Annotated in this window: 12 protein-coding genes; 10 read left to right on the top strand and 2 right to left on the bottom strand. The window is 39.2% G+C overall.

Annotated features, from left to right (window positions below; genetic code table 11):
• Window positions 1-38: 38 nt before the first annotated feature.
• The gene (locus J4051_RS11255) at window positions 39-1,085 is read right to left on the bottom strand and encodes a WD40/YVTN/BNR-like repeat-containing protein (RefSeq protein ID WP_208233974.1); all 1,047 of its coding nucleotides are present in this window, start codon (window positions 1,083-1,085) and stop codon (window positions 39-41) included.
• Window positions 1,086-1,235: 150 nt separating this feature from the next.
• Here J4051_RS11255 and J4051_RS11250 point away from each other — a divergent pair, with 150 nt between their 5' ends.
• The 3 genes from J4051_RS11250 (at window position 1,236) to J4051_RS11240 (ending at window position 8,362) form a co-directional block, all read left to right on the top strand.
• Window positions 1,236-2,447 (top strand): RsmB/NOP family class I SAM-dependent RNA methyltransferase, encoded by a 1,212-nt coding sequence (locus tag J4051_RS11250; RefSeq protein ID WP_208233973.1) that lies wholly within the window; start codon window positions 1,236-1,238, stop codon window positions 2,445-2,447.
• A 300-nt stretch (window positions 2,448-2,747) separates the two neighbouring features.
• Window positions 2,748-6,467, top strand: coding sequence for a phosphoribosylformylglycinamidine synthase (gene purL, locus J4051_RS11245; RefSeq protein WP_208233972.1), 3,720 nt, complete (start codon window positions 2,748-2,750; stop codon window positions 6,465-6,467).
• A gap of 122 nt (window positions 6,468-6,589) precedes the next feature.
• Window positions 6,590-8,362, top strand: a complete 1,773-nt coding sequence (locus J4051_RS11240) for an AMP-dependent synthetase/ligase (protein ID WP_208233971.1) — start codon at window positions 6,590-6,592, stop codon at window positions 8,360-8,362.
• Between the two features lie 31 nt (window positions 8,363-8,393).
• On the opposite strand, the gene J4051_RS11235 is transcribed toward J4051_RS11240, so the two are convergent.
• Window positions 8,394-10,328 (bottom strand): LTA synthase family protein, encoded by a 1,935-nt coding sequence (locus tag J4051_RS11235; RefSeq protein WP_208233970.1) that lies wholly within the window; start codon window positions 10,326-10,328, stop codon window positions 8,394-8,396.
• Window positions 10,329-10,514: 186 nt separating this feature from the next.
• Here J4051_RS11235 and J4051_RS11230 point away from each other — a divergent pair, with 186 nt between their 5' ends.
• The 7 genes from J4051_RS11230 (at window position 10,515) to J4051_RS11200 (ending at window position 19,888) form a co-directional block, all read left to right on the top strand.
• On the top strand, window positions 10,515-10,967 hold the full coding sequence (locus tag J4051_RS11230) for a MarR family winged helix-turn-helix transcriptional regulator (protein ID WP_208233969.1): 453 nt from the start codon (window positions 10,515-10,517) through the stop codon (window positions 10,965-10,967).
• Between the two features lie 4 nt (window positions 10,968-10,971).
• Window positions 10,972-13,365: a 3-hydroxyacyl-CoA dehydrogenase/enoyl-CoA hydratase family protein gene (locus tag J4051_RS11225; protein ID WP_208233968.1), complete on the top strand. Its 2,394-nt coding sequence runs from the start codon at window positions 10,972-10,974 to the stop codon at window positions 13,363-13,365.
• A gap of 123 nt (window positions 13,366-13,488) precedes the next feature.
• Window positions 13,489-14,679, top strand: a complete 1,191-nt coding sequence (locus J4051_RS11220) for an acetyl-CoA C-acyltransferase (RefSeq protein WP_208233967.1) — start codon at window positions 13,489-13,491, stop codon at window positions 14,677-14,679.
• Between the two features lie 32 nt (window positions 14,680-14,711).
• Window positions 14,712-15,065, top strand: coding sequence for a four helix bundle protein (locus J4051_RS11215; protein WP_208233966.1), 354 nt, complete (start codon window positions 14,712-14,714; stop codon window positions 15,063-15,065).
• Between the two features lie 39 nt (window positions 15,066-15,104).
• Window positions 15,105-16,910 (top strand): acyl-CoA dehydrogenase family protein, encoded by a 1,806-nt coding sequence (locus J4051_RS11210; protein WP_208233965.1) that lies wholly within the window; start codon window positions 15,105-15,107, stop codon window positions 16,908-16,910.
• Window positions 16,911-17,209: 299 nt separating this feature from the next.
• On the top strand, window positions 17,210-18,511 hold the full coding sequence (locus J4051_RS11205) for a DUF6265 family protein (protein WP_208233964.1): 1,302 nt from the start codon (window positions 17,210-17,212) through the stop codon (window positions 18,509-18,511).
• Between the two features lie 39 nt (window positions 18,512-18,550).
• Complete coding sequence (locus tag J4051_RS11200) at window positions 18,551-19,888, top strand: M28 family peptidase (RefSeq protein WP_208233963.1); 1,338 nt, start codon at window positions 18,551-18,553, stop codon at window positions 19,886-19,888.

The following is a 19,888-nucleotide window of genomic DNA, read 5'->3' as shown; positions in this document are numbered from 1 at the left end:
ATGGAATTTGGATTTTTTTATTGGAATTTTCCTTGTTATTATTGAAATTTCAACCGTGCTATTCTCCCCTTTCCTGCGGCATAAGCCACAGTATCATTTAAAAATCTGATGGTGTAAAAACCTTCATCACTTAAGTGTTTCCAGCTGCTACCGGAATCAGATGAATAGTCAATGCCATTAAAGCCGATGGCTACAAGCTCCTTTCCGTTGCCATTTGGAACATATTGCACGCAGCTTCGATACCCTGGCTCTAAGCCATCACCCACCAATTGCCAAGTTTTCCCTCCATCTGAGGTTCTCATCTTATTCGCTTTTGTCGCTTCGGGTTTTGTATAATCGCCACCAATGGCAAATCCATTATTTTCGTCATAAAAATCAATGGAATAGATACCTGTCGTGTTTTCTCCGTTAATCATTGGCGTTTCAAAAATTTCCCAAGACTTTCCTTTGTCACCTGAAAATAATATTCTGCTAATTTTCCCACCAGTAGCAACCCATGTATTGTTGCCAACGATCGCAATATTGGTGTTGCTTGCTGCAAAAGCGGCCTCACCTTCCATGCTTTTCGGTAAGCTATCGCAGGGTAACTTATTCCAAGTTTCGCCACCGTCTCGTGTAATGATGATGCTCATGCAATCATCGGTTGGATCACCGATGGCAATTCCTTCTTCTGAATTCCAAAAACTCAACGCATCATAAAACACCTTGTCATGTACTTCTTTATAGACCACTTCCATTTCACCATTTTCACCTGTCTTAAATAATAAGGCAGGATTTTCTACGCTCAACATAAAAAAATCATTAACTGTTCTGGCCACTGCTCTAAATTGCAGATTTAAAGTGTCATAATCCTGTGTTGCCGTTGCCCACTCTTCAGTTTGAGGATTATATAAACCGAAAACGCCATTATTGGCGGCAAAAGCTAAGCTCTTATCAGAGGCTACATCAATCGCTCTGAAACTTAAACTGCTGTCATTAAAAATTTCTTCAATCTCAACTAAGGAGATTTCAGGTTTAATAGGTGCTTCTTTTTGTTTACAAGACAGGATTACTGTTAACAAAAATAGAGTGGTCAATATTCGCATGGTCACATTTTTTGCCGAAAGATACTTGATTTAGAATCAAAAAAAATAAAATAGTCGCGCATTCGTGGCATTTTAACGTAACTTTGCAGTCGCAATTTTTACAATAATACTTGCCGTCGTGTCACTTAACGACAATTAATAAATTAAAAAATGAGATTACACAGAAATATATGTTTTGCGGTTATTGATGGATTGATGCTGATATTTAACGAGGGGCAATACGCCGATAAAGTCATCCAACAACTTTTAAAACGCGATAAACGTTGGGGTGCGCGCGATCGTGCCTTTGTTGCAGAAACCACCTATGATATTGTGAGATGGAAGCGTCTATACGCTGAAATTGCTGATGTTAAAGAGCCGTTTGATAGAGATAATATATGGAGAATGTTTGCCGTTTGGGCCACTTTAAAAGGGATCAAACTTCCGGATTGGCCGTATTTTGAAAACACGCCTACAAGAAAAATAAAAGGACGGTTTGACGAACTTTCCAAAATCAGAAAATTCAAAGAGTCCATTCCTGACTGGATGGATGAATTGGGCGAAAAAGAATTGGGCAATGAGGTGTGGACCAAAGAAATTAGTGCATTGAACGAACAGGCAGATGTCATCTTAAGAGTCAATACTTTAAAAACAACTAAAGAAAAGCTACAGGCCATTTTATTCGATTTAGATATTGAAACGGACTTTATACCAAACTATCCCGATGCCTTAAAGTTAAAAGAACGCGCCAATGTCTTTCAAACGGAAGCTTTTAAAGATGGTCATTTTGAAGTTCAGGATGCCTCATCACAATTGGTTGCAAAGTTTTTAAATGTTGAGCCGGGAATGCGCGTGGTTGACGCTTGTGCCGGTGCCGGTGGAAAAGCATTGCACCTTGCTGCTTTGATGGAAAATAAGGGTCAGGTTATTGCGTTGGATATTTACGGAAACAAACTTAACGAACTTAAACGACGTGCCAAACGTAACGGTGTTTTCAATGTTGAAACAAGAGCTATCGACTCGACTAAAGTTATCAAAAAACTCTATGACACAGCCGATCGTGTATTGATTGATGCACCTTGTTCTGGATTAGGCGTATTGAGAAGAAATCCTGATGCCAAGTGGAAACTGCAACCTGAATTCATTGATAAAATAAAGAAAACCCAGCAAGAAATTCTGCAACAATACTCAAGAATGGTCAAATCGGGCGGACAAATGGTCTATGCGACATGTTCCATATTGCCTTCTGAAAACCAAGATCAAGTGAAAGCATTTTTAGCTTCAGAAGCTGGAGAAGATTTTACTTTTGTGAAAGACGAAAAGCTACTCGCCCATATCACTGGTTTTGATGGTTTTTATATGGCACTCTTACAGAAAAAATAAGGATTATATAGTTTGAATGCCCCATTTAGTACGGTTCATTCTATTATGAATAAATGCTCTCCTTATATAGGAGATGTTTCCGATAGCTGAGTAGATAAGTTCTAAAGGATTGTCATTTATTTCTACTCAATTTGGCAAAAAGTCTTATAGCGCGGTTTTTACTTCGATCACTAATCCTGTTGAAGTGAAAGCCGTTTTTATTTATCAATAGTTTTTAAATAATATCCTTAAAAAAGACTAATTTTGCACTTTCAAAATACAAACTGTCTGCACAAAAAGTCAGGCATAAACTAAGACATAATGATTCATTTCTTCGGAAACCAAAACAGCAAGGTATTTGCTGTTCAAGCCACAAAAGAATTAGCAACTGAAACCATCGATAAATTGGTATGGTTATTTGGCAACCAACCTAAAATAGAACAAGCATCTCTGGATGCTTTTTTTGTTGGCCCTCGTGCTGCTATGATCACTCCTTGGAGTACGAATGCTGTTGAAATCACCCAGAACATGGGGGTCTCTGACATCATCCGAATTGAAGAATTCCAGTCTGTAACAGAAGATTTCACAGACTTTGATCCGATGATTTCTGAAAAATATAAGGGGATTACCCAAGAGTCATTCACAATTCATATCCAACCCGAGCCGATCATCGATATTGATGATATTTCAGCTTATAATCAACAAGAGGGATTGGCGTTAAATGACGAGGAAATTGAATACTTAGAAGCTATTTCCAACAAAATAGGTAGAAAACTGACCGATTCGGAAGTCTTTGGATTTTCACAAGTCAATAGCGAACATTGTCGCCATAAGATATTCAACGGTACTTTTGTAATTGATGGCGATGAAAAGGAACACTCCCTGTTCAAGATGATTCGTGAAACTTCCAATAAAAACCCAAACAGCATAGTTTCGGCATACAAAGACAACGTCGCTTTTGTAAAAGGCCCAATCGTTCAACAATTTGCACCAAAAACTGCCGACAAACCTGATTTTTATAGAACTACAGATTACGAATCCGTTATTTCTTTAAAAGCAGAAACTCATAATTTCCCAACCACGGTAGAACCGTTTAACGGTGCTGCTACAGGTTCAGGAGGAGAAATCAGAGACCGACTCGCAGGAGGAAAAGGGTCTTTGCCTTTAGCAGGAACTGCGGTCTATATGACGGCTTATTCACGATTGGAAGCCGACCGGCCTTGGGAACAAAAAATGAAAACCCGTCCGTGGTTGTACCAAACCCCGATGGATATTTTAATTAAGGCCAGTAATGGTGCCTCCGACTTTGGTAACAAATTTGGCCAACCGTTAATTTGTGGTTCCGTTTTAACTTTTGAGCACGATGAAAATCAAGAGGCTTCAACAGGCTCGGCCTCTCCACGTAAACTGGGTTACGACAAAGTCATCATGCAAGCTGGAGGCATTGGTTACGGAAAAGCAGATCAAGCCTTGAAAGACACGCCTAAAGTTGGTGATAAAGTCGTTATTCTTGGTGGTGAAAATTACCGTATTGGAATGGGTGGCGCAGCTGTATCCTCTGCTGATACTGGGGAATTCTCAACCGGTATCGAATTAAACGCCGTTCAACGTTCCAATCCCGAAATGCAAAAACGTGCCGCCAATGCCGTTCGTGGCATGGTTGAAAGTGAAGAAAACTTTATTGTTTCCATTCATGATCATGGTGCTGGAGGCCATTTGAATTGTTTAAGTGAACTGGTTGAAGATACCGGCGGATTGATCGATTTAGATAAATTACCGGTTGGAGATCCAACACTTTCTGCAAAAGAAATTATCGGCAATGAATCGCAAGAACGTATGGGCTTGGTCATTGCTGAAAAACATCTAGAAACACTTCAAAAGATAGCAGATCGTGAGCGTTCGCCAATGTACACAGTTGGAGACGTGACCGGAAATCACCGTTTTACTTTTGAATCCAAGACCACAGGCAAAAAACCAATGGACTTGGAAATTAATGACATGTTTGGAAGTTCTCCAAAAACAATCATGACGGATAAAACCATCAGCAGAAATTACGACTCCGTTACTTATAAAAAAGATAAGTTTTACGATTACTTAGACCAATTATTACAATTGGAAGCCGTTGCCTGTAAGGATTGGCTGACCAATAAAGTAGACCGTTGTGTGGGCGGTAAGGTGGCCAAGCAGCAATGCGTCGGACCATTACAATTACCACTGAATAACGTGGCCGTTATGGCCCTGGATTATCAAGGAAAAGAAGGTATCGCCACTTCCATTGGCCACTCCCCTATTTCGGGTTTGATAGATCCTGTTGCAGGAAGTAGAAATGGGATTACTGAAGCACTCACAAACATAATTTGGGCGCCTCTAAAAGATGGATTGCAAAGTGTTTCACTTTCAGCCAATTGGATGTGGCCATGTAAAAATGAAGGTGAGGATGCACGACTTTACACTGCCGTAAAAGCAGTTTCTGAATTTTCAATTGATTTGGGCATCAATGTGCCAACTGGCAAAGATTCGCTTTCCATGAAACAGAAATATCCCAATGAAGAGGTTATTTCTCCTGGCACCGTAATTATTTCAGCTGCAGCAAACTGTAACGACATTTCTAAAGTCGTCGAGCCTGTTTTAAAGAAAAATGCAGGAAGCATCTACTATATCAATCTTTCTCAGGATGGATTCAAATTGGGCGGTAGCTCTTTTGCGCAAATCCTGAATAAAATTGGTGCCGAAACGCCGAAAGTTCAACATGCAAGTTATGTGAAAACTGTTTTCAACACCATCCAAACCTTAATTAAAGATGACCAAATTGTTGCTGGACATGATGTGGCTTCTGGCGGATTGATCACCACCTTATTGGAAATGTGTTTCGCCGATAACAATTTGGGTGCCGAATTTGATATGACCAACATCCGTGAAAAAGATTCTTTCAAACTACTTTTTGCTGAAAATTCAGGATTCGTTTTTCAGACCAAAGACGCTTCAGCAGAAAAGATATTAGCCGATGCAAATATTGAATTTTTCAAGATTGGAAAGGTTGTGGAAGGCGATTTCCTAAATATTATCAATGGAAGCGATGTGTTTAGCATGACGGTATCGAAGTTGCGTGATATGTGGTATAGAACCTCTTTTCTACTCGATCAAAAACAAACCGCAAACGGCTTGGCAAAAGCTCGCTTTGAGAATTATAAGAATCAGCCATTACGATATAAATTTCCAGAGCATTTCACAGGGAAATTGGAAGGTACGGTCAAGTCGCGACGTACGGTCAAGTCGCGACTTGACCGTACTGCACGCCCCAAAGCAGCCATTTTAAGAGAAAAAGGCTCCAACTCCGAGCGCGAGATGGCAAACGCCATGTACTTGGCAGGATTTGATGTAAAAGATGTACACATGACCGATTTAATTTCGGGTCGTGAAACCCTGGAAGACATTCAGTTTATTGGCACCGTTGGCGGATTTTCAAACTCTGATGTTTTAGGCTCTGCAAAAGGCTGGGCCGGTGCGTTTTTATACAATGAAAAAGCAAATCTCGCCTTAAAGAATTTCTTTAAAAGAGAGGATACACTTTCCGTGGGGATTTGTAATGGTGCTCAACTTTGGATGGAATTAGGCTTAGTCAATCCAGAGCACGAAACTCACGGAAAACTCACCTATAATACATCGAATAAACACGAAAGCAGCTTTAGTTCAGTAAAAATACAAGAAAACAATTCGGTCATGCTCTCAAGTATGGCGGGCAGCACCTTAGGCGTATGGATTTCACACGGCGAAGGCAAGTTCAAACTTCCACTCTCGGAAGACCATTATAATATCGTGGCCAAATATGGTTATGACGCTTATCCAGCTAATCCGAATGGATCTGATTTTAACACTGCCATGATGTGTGATAAATCTGGTAGACATTTAGTGACCATGCCGCATATTGAGCGTTCCACCTTTCAATGGAATTGGCCGTATTATCCAGAAGGGAGAAAAGATGAAGTTTCTCCCTGGTTGGAAGCTTTTGTCAATGCGCGTAAATGGATTGAAAACCAATAACAAACAATTATTAGATTAGGAATATAGAGGGGTTTTTATTATTAAAAGCCCCTTTTTTTATGTCGTCATTTGAATATCCTATTTATTTTCATACTTTGCATAACCTAAACTTCGTATAACTAATGACTGACGTTACCAGAATTTTTGATTTTCCAAGGTATCAATTAACACATTATAACCTTGAGAAAGCACTTATTACAAAATATGACGGCCAATGGACCTCAATTTCGACTCAAGAATATATTGATCAAGCCAATGCCATAAGCAGAGGTTTGCTGCGTCTTGGTATACAGACTAATGATAAAATCGCGGTCATTTCATCCAATAATAGAACGGAATGGAACGTTATGGACATTGGAATTTTGCAAATTGGAGCGCAAAACACACCCATCTATCCTACCATCTCTGAGTCTGATTACGAGTATATCCTCAACCATTCCGGATCAATAATTTGTTTTGTTTCGGATGAAGAAGTATTGGCCAAAATCAATGCCATCAAAGCAAACACCAAACTGAAAGCGGTCTACACTTTTGATGATATCAAAGGTGAAAAAAGTTGGAAAGAAATCTTAGAATTAGGTAAAGATGAGAGTAATCAACATGAGGTTGAAGGACGTATGGCTGCGGTAAAGCCTAACGATTTAGCCACTTTAATTTATACTTCCGGAACTACTGGAAAACCAAAAGGAGTCATGCTCTCTCATAACAACCTGGTATCTAACGTCCTGGATAGCAAAAAACGAGTACCGTTTGAATACGGAAAATCCAAGGCTTTAAGCTTCCTTCCTGTTTGCCATGTTTTTGAACGTATGATTCTGTACCTCTACCAATATTGTGGTGTGGAAATTTATTTCGCAGAATCCATTGAGAAAATGAGCGAAAACCTTCAAGAAGTCAAGCCAAATGTCATGACTGCGGTGCCGAGACTTTACGAAAAAGTATATGATAAAATTGTAGCCAAAGGAAGTGAATTGACAGGCATTAAGAAAAAGTTATTCTTCTGGGCCATAGATTTAGGTCTCGAATATGAGCCCTATGGTGCCAACGGATGGTGGTATGAACTGCAACTCAAACTAGCAAGAAAACTCATTTTCAGCAAATGGAAAGAAGGTCTTGGTGGCAATTTGGACATGATGGTTTCTGGAAGTGCGGCATTGCAACCACGACTCACACGAACTTTTGCCGCTGCCGAAATGCCGATCATGGAAGGTTACGGATTGACAGAAACCTCTCCGGTGATTTCAGTAAATGATATGCGAAACAAAGGCTTTAAAGTAGGCACTGTTGGAAAAATAATTGATAATGTGGAGGTGAAAATTGCTGAGGACGGGGAGATTCTTGTGAAAGGTCCAAATATCATGTTAGGCTATTTTAATGAACCTGAACAAACGAAGTCAGTCATGACCGGCGATTTTTTTCATACTGGCGACATTGGAGAAATAGATGAAGACGGCTTTTTGAAAATTACTGATCGTAAAAAAGAAATGTTCAAAACCTCTGGAGGAAAATATGTGGCTCCGGCACTATTGGAAAACGAATTAAAACAATCTCGATTTATCGAACAGATCATGGTGATCGGTGAAGGCGAAAAAATGCCAGCGGCATTGATCCAACCTAATTTTGAATTCATCAGGGAATGGATCAAACATAAAGACAAAGATATTAAGCTGGATAGCGATTCAATTGAAAACTCGGACGTTGTATTGGCACGAATCCAAGAGGAAATTGACAAAGCTAATGAGCATTTTGGGAAATGGGAGCAAATTAAGAAATTTGAACTGACCCCTGATGTATGGTCCATTGAAGGTGGCCAACTAACGCCAACCATGAAAATGAAACGGAAAGTTATCAAAGAGATGTATAAAGACCTTATTGAGAAAATATATAGACCCTAAACCATGGAGCTTCTTAAAACGAAGCTCTTTTTTATTTCTCCAAACTCAACTTCTTATCCACAATACGTTCAAAATAATCCTCCAAAAATGCTTTGCAGGCTATTTCAGTTTCATCCATTTCGGGCGTTCGATTGGCGATCAAATTATGCTCGAGACTTTTATCGTCAATGTCATAAAACCCTGTAGCCTTCTTGCCATCAAAAGTACAAATGTAGTTACCTCTTAACATATGGTATTGCGATGCATTATGGTTAATCGCAAAGGGCACAACACCATCATCTGAAATGAGACTTCTTCCCCAACTTCTAAAGGGTTTATCGTACCCGATAATATCTAACAGGGTGGGATAAATATCTATCTGCTGCGCCAATTCATTATCTACACCTGTTAAACTTCCATCGGATTTGTAGAACATGATCGGTACTGCACGTCTGTTGATCGTTTTATTGTAAACATCATAATATACCTGATTGGGATGATCGGCAGTAATGACAAATATGGTATTGTCAAACCACGGTTCCTTCTTTGCCGCATTAAAAAACTGTTTAAACGCATAATCTGTATAGCCAACAGGTTCGTGCATTTGGATGTGTCCCTTTGGAAATTCGCCGTTGTATTTTTTAGGGATTTTAAACGGTTCATGGGAAGACACTGTAAAAACAGTACTAAAAAATGGCTGCTGTTTATGATCTAAAGTGGATTTCATATACTGTAAAAAGGGTTCATCCCAAATACCCCAACTCCCATCAAAATCATCGTCGTTGCCGTATTCTTCCATACCATAATAATGATCGAATCCCAAAATATTGCTAAAGCCCAAGAACCCCATTGATCCATTTGGTGCGCCATGAAAAAAAGACGTGTCATAATCCAAATCGTTCAAAACAGAAACCAAACTCTGAATTTTTTGATTGGAATAGCTTGATGATGTAAAGGCATCAACAAAGGATGGAATCCCGGACAATACAGAAGACATCCCATGTATGGACTTCGCACCATTGGCGAAAGCATTTGGAAAAATAAGGCTATGTTGCGCCAAAGAATCTAAAAATGGTGTGTAGCCCACATAATCTTCCACTCCAATGTCCTTATTAAACGAGGCCAAATACTCCCTTCCCATACTTTCGGTGATGATGACGATAATATTCGGTTTTGTGGGTGGATTATTTTTATAGTGTTTAATAGGTTTAATGTAGAATTGAATCTCTTCATCGGAAATATCATAATCTACTTTCTTAAAGCTATTGTTACCAAAGGTTCTGATAAATGCAAATGTGGTATTGAGTACCAAATCTGCTTGCTCCATTTTTTTAACATGTTTACTGGCATCCACTAAATTGATGGGACGCGTACTTTTTTTGAAATCGCCTCCTCTTATGCCACCCACGATCAACGTAGCGATGACAACGAAACCAATAAGAGAAGACAAATAATATGTTGCCGTTGATAATCGATGGGCCGATGGTTTCAGCTTGACGCGCTTGTATAGATAAATCCATAGTAAGCTCACCAAAACAAAGATGAGATACACATGCCAATAGCTCACCATAAACCTAAAAAACATCGTGGTCTTATTGGCTTCATTTTCTACAACCTCTAAAACCGATAGTGTCGTTCTGGCAAAATTGAATTTGTAATAAATAAAATCTACATAATTGAAGGCATAACCGATCAAATTGGTAATAAAATAAACGTAGATCAATAATTTTTGATACCAGGAAGAAACTGTTAAGCGAAGTGGCAAAAGGGACAGTACAATAAACAGACTATTGACATATAAAATCGCCGCCGTATCAAAAGCCAATCCATAATAAGACAATTTGAAAAACTCTCCTACAGAATGCACTTCCAAAACATCATAATTATAGAGGAAGAACAAAACCCTAGCAAGAAAATAAAAGACATAAGCTAAAAACAGACGGTAAAGTAGAATTAGATATTCCTGCTTCCTAAAGAACAATTTCATGCAAAACAAATGTAATGTTAGTAATTGCGCAAAAGTACAAATAACTCATTAACCAATCTAGATTAGAAAGGTTTAATAGTCTTCTGAAACGAATCGAAATTTCTCAAATATTTCTGTAAAAAATATTTTCAATTTATTATGCATGCATAGTAAATTTTTGTATATTTGGAATCCTTATTAATTACAATGAAAGACAAAACCATTGATTATGTTCTTAGAACCACTTGGTTAGCGGTTACTAAAATGTACAACGAAGAGGCTTCAAAATTTGATAGCACAATGGCAACAGGATTTGCTCTTCTGAGCATTGATCCAGAAAAAGGCACGCCTTCAACCGCTATGGGCCCTAAAATGGGCATGGAAGCCACGAGTTTATCCAGGACTTTAAAATCAATGGAAGCACGTGGACTGATTGAGCGGCGTCCCAATCCAGAAGACGGACGCGGCGTTTTGATTTTTCTAACCGATTTCGGAAAGAAAAAACGAGCTTACTCTAAAGAAAAAGTACTGACTTTTAATGAAGCCATTCGTAACAATGCGACAGAGGAACAATTGCAGCATTTCTATGAGGTGGCTGAAATAATCAATAATATGATCTCCAACAAAAACATATACAATCAAAAAGAAAATAGTTTATAATAATATGAGCAAACGTAGAATAAAAAAAGTAGCCATTGTTGGCTCTGGAATTATGGGAAGCGGTATTGCATGTCATTTTGCCAATATAGGCGTTGACGTATTACTTCTTGATATTGTTCCAAGAGAACTGAATGATGCCGAAAAAGCTAAAGGACTGACCTTAGAAGATAAAGCCGTTAGAAACAGAATTGTTAATGATTCTTTGACTGCTTCTCTAAAATCGAAGCCCTCTCCTATTTATCACCAATCGTTCGCCAGCAGGATTACCACTGGTAACCTTGAAGACGACATTGCAAAGGTGAAAAATGTGGATTGGATTATGGAAGTTGTTGTGGAGCGCTTGGACATTAAGAAACAAGTCTTCGAAAAACTTGAAAAACACAGAACTCCTGGAACTTTGATCACTTCGAACACCTCAGGGATTCCGATTCATTTTATGAGTGAAGGCCGAAGTGAAGATTTCCAAAAGCATTTCTGTGGAACTCACTTTTTCAACCCTGCACGTTACTTGAAATTATTTGAAATTATTCCTGGACCAAAAACATCTCAGGATGTATTGGATTTTTTAAATAATTATGGTGAAAAGTTCCTTGGGAAAACTTCAGTTATAGCTAAGGATACGCCTGCATTTATAGGAAATCGTATTGGGATTTTTGGAATCCAAAGCCTCTTCCACCAAGTTAAGGAAATGGATTTGACGGTTGAAGAAGTCGATAAATTGACAGGACCGGTAATTGGCCGTCCTAAGTCAGCAACTTTCAGAACCGTTGACGTCGTTGGCTTGGATACTTTGGTGCATGTTGCCAATGGTATTTATGAAAACTGCCCTGAAGATGAAGCTCACGAGCTATTCAAACTTCCAGATTTCATCAATAAAATGGTGGAAAACAAATGGTTTGGAAGTAAAACTGGACAAGGCTTTTATAAAAAGGAAGGCAAGGACATTAGAACCTTAGATTTAAATACGCTTGAATATAGAGATCGGAAATCGGCTAATTTTGCCACTTTAGAATTGACCAAGACGGTCGATAAAGTGATCGATCGTTTTCCAATTTTAATTTCAGGAAAGGATAAAGCCGGAGAATTTTACAGAAAGAATTTTGCGGCCATGTTTGCTTATGTTGCTAACAGAATTCCAGAAATCACCGACGAGCTTTATAAGATAGATAATGCCATGAAAGCCGGTTTTGGCTGGGAACACGGTCCTTTTCAAATTTGGGACGCCGTTGGTGTTGAAAAAGGTATTGAATTGATGAAAGCAGAAGGTTTAGAACCTGCAGCTTGGATTAATGAGATGTTGGAATCTGGAAACAAATCGTTTTATACCATAAAAGATGGCAATACCTTCTTTTACGATATACCATCCAAAAAACAAGAAAAAGTACCCGGGCAAGATGCGTTTATCATCTTGGACAACATCCGTAAGTCCAAAGAAGTTTTCAAGAACTCGGGCGTAGTTGTGGAAGATTTAGGAGACGGCATTTTGAATGTGGAATTCCAATCTAAAATGAATACCATTGGAGGCGATGTACTTGCTGGATTAAACAAAGCGATAGATATTGCTGAAAAAGATTTCGCAGGACTGGTTGTTGGCAACCAAGCGGCTAACTTCTCTGTAGGTGCCAATATCGGAATGATTTTCATGATGGCTGCCGAACAAGAATATGACGAATTAAATGCGGCAATCAAATATTTCCAAGATTCAATGATGCGTATGCGTTATTCTGCAATCCCAACTGTTGCTGCACCTCATGGTATGGCACTTGGTGGAGGATGTGAATTGTCTCTGCACGCCGATGTAGTTGTTGCTGCTGCAGAAACTTACATGGGACTTGTAGAGTTTGGTGTTGGTGTTATTCCTGGCGGTGGAGGTTCTAAAGAAATGGCTTTAAGAGCACAAGATCTTTTCCAAAAAGGTGATGTGAAATTAAACATTCTACAAGAACACTTCTTAACTATAGGAATGGCAAAAGTATCAACTTCTGCTTACGAAGCTTTCGACTTAAACCTATTACAAAAAGGGAAAGATGTTGTTGTGGTCAATAAGGACAGACAATTAGCCACTGCAAAAGCGCATGCTAAGTTAATGGCGGATGCGGGTTACACGCAACCTGTTAGACGCACAGACATCAAAGTTCTCGGTAAGCAAGCTTTAGGAATGTTCTTAGTAGGAACCGATTCGATGGAAGACAGTAAATACATTAGCGAACATGACCAAAAAATTGCCAATAAACTAGCCTACGTAATGGCTGGGGGTAACTTGTCAGAACCAACTTTAGTTTCGGAGCAATATTTATTGGACTTGGAGCGTGAAGCATTTTTGTCTTTAGCAACAGAAAGAAAAACCTTGGAAAGAATTCAGCATATGTTGAAGACTGGAAAGCCGTTGAGGAACTAAAAGTCCCTCTAAATCTCCCCAAAGGGGAGACTTTTAAATAGATCAATTTAAAATGAAACTTATAATTTAAAACAAAATCCCGAACAAACTCCCTCTCCTTTGGAGAGGGCTGGGGAGAGGCCTATGAGAACCGCATATATAGTAAAAGCATACAGAACCGCAGTTGGTAAAGCACCAAAAGGCGTGTTCCGATTTAAAAGAACTGATGAACTGGCTGCTGAAACCATCCAGCACATGATGAAAGAGCTTCCTGATTTTGACAAGTCGCGAATTGACGACGTTATTGTTGGGAACGCCATGCCAGAAGGCGCACAAGGCTTGAATATGGCACGGTTTATTTCATTAATTGGATTGGATAGTGTTGATGTACCTGGAGTAACCGTCAATCGTTTCTGTGCTTCGGGCATCGAAACGATCGGCATTGCTACAGCGAAAATCCAATCAGGTATGGCCGATTGCATCATAGCAGGTGGCGCAGAGAGCATGAGCGCTGTACCCATGACTGGATTTAAACCAGAATTGAATTACGATACCGTAAAAGCCGGTCATCCAGATTATTATTGGGGCATGGGCAATACTGCAGAAGCAGTGGCCAACCAATTTAAAGTATCTCGTGAAGACCAAGATCAATTTGCGTACAATTCACACATGAAAGCTTTAAGAGCACAAGCAGAAAATCGTTTTCAAGATCAGATTGTACCTATCACAGTGGATCAGACTTATGTGGATGCCAACGGTAAAAAAGCTAACAAATCTTATACTGTCACTAAAGATGAAGGGCCAAGAGCAGGAACAAGCTTAGAAGCACTTGCCAAATTACGTCCAGTATTTGCTGCAAACGGAAGTGTTACGGCTGGAAATTCATCGCAAATGAGTGATGGTGCTGCCTTTGTAATGATTATGAGTGAAGCGATGGTCAAAGAATTGAATCTTGAACCTATTGCCCGATTGGTCAATTATGCAGCTGCAGGAGTTGAACCTCGCATTATGGGAATCGGTCCTGTTAAGGCAATTCCTAAAGCATTAAAACTGGCTGGTTTAGAGCAGAAAGACTTGGAATTAATTGAATTAAACGAGGCCTTCGCTTCGCAATCCATTGCCGTTATCAGAGAGCTCAACCTTAACCCAGATATCATAAACGTCAACGGAGGTGCTATTGCTTTAGGCCATCCACTTGGATGTACAGGTGCAAAATTATCGGTACAGCTATTTGACGAGATGCGCAAACGCAATATGCAAGGGAAATATGGTGCCGTAACGATGTGCGTTGGTACAGGACAAGGGGCATGTGGGATATTTGAATTCCTAAAGTAGTATCAAGACTTTTAGAACCAAGAAGCAAGACTATGCACAACTTCAAAAAATTAAAAATTTGGCAGGAAGGTATTAGTTTGGTTAAAGATAATTACAAATTAACCCGAACGTTTCCTGATTTTGAAAGATTCGTTCTGGTTTCACAAATGAATAGAAGTGCCATATCAATTCCTTCAAATATATCTGAAGGCTCAAGTAAAAGCACCGATAAACATTTCAATAAATATCTTGAAGACAGCTTAGGTTCAGCATTTGAATGGGAAACACAATTGATAGTGGCATTCAATGAAAATTACTTATCAGAAGAAAAATTTAAAGAATTAGAACAAAAAATAATACATATTCAAAAAATGATTTCAAGATTTCAATCGGGACTAAATCTTTAGTCTTGACTCCTGGCTCTTGATACTTATAATCTAACTACTATGGAAACACAACAAGAAAAAGAAATACTAAGAGGTGGCCAGTTCATCGTCAAGGAAACCAATTGCGAAGATATCTTCACTCCTGAAGATTTTAATGAAGAGCAAAAAATGATGCGCGACTCCGTCATGGAGTTTAATGATCGTGAGATTATTCCGCATAAAGATCGTTTTGAAGCCAAGGATTATGCCTTGACTGAAGAAGTAATGCGTAAAGCAGGTGAAATGGGCTTTTTGAGCGTGTCAGTTCCTGAAGCTTATGGCGGAATGGGAATGAGCTTTGTCTCAACCATGATTGTTTGTGAATACATTTCCAGTGGAACAGGATCTTTCAGTACGGCTTTCGGAGCACATACAGGAATTGGAACGATGCCAATTACCCTTTATGGAACGGAAGAGCAAAAACAGAAATACGTTCCTAAATTAGCGAGCGGCGAATGGTTTGGAGCTTATGCACTTACTGAGCCGGGCGCTGGTTCTGATGCCAATTCAGGTAAAACAACAGCAACACTTTCTGAAGATGGTAAATCTTACAAAATCAACGGACAGAAAATGTGGATCTCCAACGCGGGGTTCTGTAGCTTGTTCATTGTTTTTGCTCGTATAGAAAATGATAAAAACATCACTGGATTTATCGTAGAGCAAGATCCTAAAAATGGGATTACCTTAGGTGAGGAAGAGAATAAATTGGGAATTCACGCGTCTTCAACAAGACAAGTCTTTTTTAGTGACACCGTTGTTCCTGTAGAAAACATGTTGGCCGGTCGTGGTGAAGGCTTTAAAATCGCCATGAATGCCTTGAATATTGGTCGAATCAAATTGGCTGCAGCTTGTTTGGATTCTCAAAGAAGAATTACAACAACTGCTGTTGAATACGCTAATGAACGCAAACAATTCAACACTCGAATCTCAGATTTTGGTGCCATTAAAATGAAATTGGCCGAAATGGCTACCAGTACTTATGCTGGGGAATCAGCCTCGTACCGAGCTGCCAAAAATATAGAAGACCGAATTGCCATGCGTCAAGCGGCTGGTAACTCTCATCAGGAAGCCGAATTAAAAGGTGTTGAAGAATATGCTATCGAGTGTTCCATTTTGAAAGTTGCTGTTTCTGAAGATCTTCAAAACTGTGCTGACGAAGGCATCCAAATTTTTGGTGGGATGGGCTTTTCCAAAGATACGCCAATGGAAGCTGCTTGGAGAGATGCGCGTATCGCAAGAATCTATGAAGGAACCAACGAAATCAATAGAATGCTCTCTGTGGGCATGCTGGTCAAGAAAGCAATGAAAGGTCATGTCGATTTGTTAGGTCCAGCTAAAGCTGTCGCCGACGAATTATTGGGCATCCCTTCTTTTGACACCCCAGATTATTCTGAGTTATTTGCTGAAGAAAAAGAAATGATCGCTAAACTTAAGAAAGTCTTCTTAATGGTAGCAGGTGCTGCAGTCCAAAAGTTTGGTCCAGATTTAGAAGGTCACCAACAATTATTGTTAGCTGCTTCGGATATCCTCATTGAGATTTACATGGCTGAATCTACTATTCTAAGAGCTGAGAAAAACGCTAAACGTTTTGGTGAAAAAGATCAGGAAATCCAAATTGCAATGGCGAAATTGTATTTGTACAATGCGGTTTCTATTGTTGAGAAAAACGGAAAGGAAAGTATCATCTCATTTGCAGAAGGCGATGAACAACGTATGTTGTTGATGGGCTTGAAGCGTTTTGTGAAATACGCCAACTACCCAGATATTGTAGATTTGCGTAATACCATTGCGGAAAAAGTTAAAGCGGAAAACAAGTATAACTTATAATTAATTTTCCAGATTTCAAATTGAGACATCAGTGCGAAACGATCCGATACACATATTGTTTCTGAAATTTTGACTAACTCAAATTTGATTAACAAAGAAAAGCCAATTCATTAATTTGAATTGGCTTTTTGATTTCCATCCATCAGTGGGTTTTAATACCTCGAAGTTCTTGATTGATAATCATTCCATTTTGACTCTTCTTCGTTTTCCTCATTAAACTTATAGAGAACACGAATGGCCCTGTAAATTTAATACTCAATTTACATTCAAAAATTATATCTTTATAAAAATAAGCCTCTATGAAATCGAGATTTTCAATCCTGTTCGCGTTAAGTACATTTTTAAGCTTTGCACAACCCAACACTGACGTTTTTTTATTAGACTTGAATACTGAAAAAGACGGATTTAAGTTATCCAACTTTCAAAACATTTCAAATAATGAGGGCTACGACAATCAACCGTCCTTTATGGATAATGAGACGATTTTATACGCTGGAACGCGGAATGCACAAACCGATATCGTCAAATACAACCTCAATTACGGTTCAAAAACTTGGATTTGCTTTACGGAAGGTGGCGAATATTCCCCATTAAAAATCCCTAACCAAAATGCCGTTTCTGCTATCCGATTAGATCCTGACGGAAAACAGCGCCTATATCGTTATGATTTAAAAAACAGCACCAATACCGTTATTTTAGATACTTTGGTTGTTGGCTATCATCTTTGGTTTGACAACAACACAGTTATTTCTTCTGTTTTGGAAGCTGACTATCTCTCTCTTTATACCTCTGATTTAAAGACAGGTCTAAATAAAAAGATAACAACACATGTCGGGAGATCTTTACATCACATTCCAAATTCGAACCTGATCAGTTTTATCTCTAAAAACACGGATGGTACTTCAGAAATAAAATCTTTAAATCCTAAAACTGGGGTTATAAAAACGATTGCCCCTACCCTTTCTGGGGTTGAAGATATGTGCTGGTTGGCAGATGGGAGTATTCTTATGGCCAAAGACGAGGCACTTTTCAAGTTAAATCCCAAAAACAAATCGGGGTGGATTGAAATAACCTCCTTAAAATCCTATGGCATTAACAATCTCAGCCGTTTAACAGTAAGTCCTGATGGAAACAAATTAGCCATCGTTGGAGAGCTTACAACCTCAGCCACAAACACATTAATGAATACATCTGCGATACTGGAGCCCAAACTCGAGAACATCAAATGGATTGCTGGCAATTGGAAAGGAGAAGCATTCGGTGGACAGACGGAAGAAAACTGGAGCGAACCTTCTGCTGGTTCCATGATGGCCACCTTTAAATTGGTTGATAACGACAAAGTAGTTTTTTATGAGATTATAATCATTCGTGAGATAGAAAATACGCTCATCCTACAACTCAAACATTTTGGGAGCGATCTTAAAGGTTGGGAAGAAAAGGAAAAAACCATCGATTTTCCACTGAAAGAAATCACAGAAAATAAAGTCGTTTTTGAAGGCATGATTTTTGAAAAAATAAGTGCCAACGAAATGAATATTTATGTCGATATCAAACAAGACAACGGCAGCGTGGAAACCGTAAAATTTAATTATAAAAAATAAAGTCAACTATCTTAGTTAATCATCAGAAAATAAAATGCCATGAAGACGCTACTAAAATTCATAATTCTATTCTTTTTTTGTTATCATCTTTCAGCACAAACTGACCAGAAAATATACAATATAATCGATGCTGTATCGGCCGACCGGATTAAAAACGACGTGCAAATACTCGTCAATTTTGGCACCAGAAATACGTTTAGTGACACCGTTTCTGACACTCGGGGAATTGGTGCTGCCAGACGCTGGATCAAACAGGAATTTGAAACTATTTCCAAAGATTGTAATAACTGTTTGCACGTGTTCTATCAAAAGGATTTTGTGACCAAAGAAGGTAACAATCGCGTGCCACATGATACATGGGTAGTCAATGTGGTTGCCGTTCAAAAAGGCACCAAATACCCAAACCGATACATCATAATGAGTGGCGATATTGATTCACGTGGCAGCGACACTATGGATTTTACCGTAGATGCTCCAGGTGCCAATGACAATGCCTCGGGAATGGCCGGAGCCATTGAAGCGGCGCGTGTACTTTCCAAATATAAATTTGAAAGCAGTATTGTTTATGTTGGGCTTTCTGGTGAAGAACAAGGTCTTTTTGGTGGTGCAGGCTTGGCCGCTTATGCCAAGGAAAAAGGCTGGGACATTATTGGCGTTTTGAACAATGATATGATTGGAAATATTGAAGGCGTTGATGGTGTGATTGACAACCGAACCTTTAGAATATTTTCAGAGCCTGTACCTCCAACCGAAACTGAGCGTGAACGTCAAATGCGCCGTTTTTATGGTGGTGAAGTAGATGGAATTTCACGACAATTGGCTCGTTACGTTCATAAAACCACTCAAACGTATATGCCTGAAATGAATCCGATGATGGTTTATAGACTCGATCGTTTTGGTCGCGGCGGCCATCATCGTCCGTTCAACGATTTAGGATTTGCTGGCATCCGTATCATGGAAGCGCATGAGAATTATACCCAACAACATCAAGATATTCGCATCGAAAACGGGATCAATTATGGCGACACCTTTAACCATGTCAATTTTCCGTACGCCGCAAAATTAACTGCAGTCAATGCCATAAACATGGAGAGTTTGGCGTCTGCTCCACCTCCACCTAAATCCGTTGCCATTGGTGGGATTGTAGAAGCATCCGCAAGATTAAAATGGGACCAAGTGGAAGGTGCTAAAGGCTATAAAATTTACTGGAGAGATACAACCTCACCAACTTGGGACCATTCCAGATATGTTGGAGATATTGACGAATTTACACTGAAAGGCATTGTCATTGACAATTCGTATTTTGGTGTTGCTTCAGTAGGAAAAGATGGTTATGAAAGTGTGGTCGCTTTTCCAAACTCAATCTTAAGAAATTAG

The sequence above is a fragment of the Gelidibacter pelagius genome, assembly GCF_017581925.1.
In the GTDB taxonomy this organism is placed as follows: domain Bacteria; phylum Bacteroidota; class Bacteroidia; order Flavobacteriales; family Flavobacteriaceae; genus Gelidibacter; species Gelidibacter pelagius.
Note: the sequence above shows the minus strand (reverse complement) of the source record. Positions and strands in the feature narration are given on the sequence as shown.

Coding starts and splice junctions, on each gene's coding strand:
- J4051_RS11210 (WP_208233965.1), top strand. CDS start 15,105: ATGGAAACACAACAAGAAAAAGAAATACTAAGAGGTGGCCAGTTCATC.
- J4051_RS11240 (WP_208233971.1), top strand. CDS start 6,590: ATGACTGACGTTACCAGAATTTTTGATTTTCCAAGGTATCAATTAACA.
- J4051_RS11215 (WP_208233966.1), top strand. CDS start 14,712: ATGCACAACTTCAAAAAATTAAAAATTTGGCAGGAAGGTATTAGTTTG.
- J4051_RS11250 (WP_208233973.1), top strand. CDS start 1,236: ATGAGATTACACAGAAATATATGTTTTGCGGTTATTGATGGATTGATG.
- J4051_RS11225 (WP_208233968.1), top strand. CDS start 10,972: ATGAGCAAACGTAGAATAAAAAAAGTAGCCATTGTTGGCTCTGGAATT.
- purL (WP_208233972.1), top strand. CDS start 2,748: ATGATTCATTTCTTCGGAAACCAAAACAGCAAGGTATTTGCTGTTCAA.
- J4051_RS11205 (WP_208233964.1), top strand. CDS start 17,210: ATGAAATCGAGATTTTCAATCCTGTTCGCGTTAAGTACATTTTTAAGC.
- J4051_RS11200 (WP_208233963.1), top strand. CDS start 18,551: ATGAAGACGCTACTAAAATTCATAATTCTATTCTTTTTTTGTTATCAT.
- J4051_RS11255 (WP_208233974.1), bottom strand. CDS start 1,085: ATGCGAATATTGACCACTCTATTTTTGTTAACAGTAATCCTGTCTTGT.
- J4051_RS11235 (WP_208233970.1), bottom strand. CDS start 10,328: ATGAAATTGTTCTTTAGGAAGCAGGAATATCTAATTCTACTTTACCGT.
- J4051_RS11220 (WP_208233967.1), top strand. CDS start 13,489: ATGAGAACCGCATATATAGTAAAAGCATACAGAACCGCAGTTGGTAAA.
- J4051_RS11230 (WP_208233969.1), top strand. CDS start 10,515: ATGAAAGACAAAACCATTGATTATGTTCTTAGAACCACTTGGTTAGCG.